At 71.8% G+C, this 387-nt stretch carries 1 pseudogene; it reads right to left on the bottom strand.

The features are described from left to right. Nucleotides 1-387, bottom strand: a pseudogene (locus tag RNC47_RS37380) (NDP-sugar synthase); the annotation flags it as partial.

Here is a 387-nt window from a genome sequence, read left to right as displayed (position 1 = left end):
AACCCGGGCCACACCCTTGCACCTCGCACCAGCTCGCAGCGGGCACCGATTTCGGCCCCGTCGCCGATCACGCCGTCGCGGATCAGTGCCCGCGGGCCGATGCGGGCGCCGAAGCCGATGATCGAACGTTCAATCACCGCACCGGCTTCCACGCGCACCCCGTCTAAGATCACCGCGCCGTCGAGGCGTGCGCCGGCACCGATCTCGGCGCCGCGGCCCACCACGGTGCCCCCGATCAGCAGGGCACCAGGCGCAACCGCCGCACCTTCGTGGACCAGGGACTCGCCGCGACGGCCGTTGAGCGCCGGCGACGGTGCGATGCCACGGACCAGATCGGCCGACCCGCGCACGAAATCGTCTGGCGTGCCCATGTCCCGCCAGTACGAG

The organism is Streptomyces millisiae (genome assembly GCF_031845425.1).
In the GTDB taxonomy this organism is placed as follows: domain Bacteria; phylum Actinomycetota; class Actinomycetes; order Streptomycetales; family Streptomycetaceae; genus Streptomyces; species Streptomyces millisiae.
This window is presented reverse-complemented; position numbering and strand designations above follow the sequence as displayed.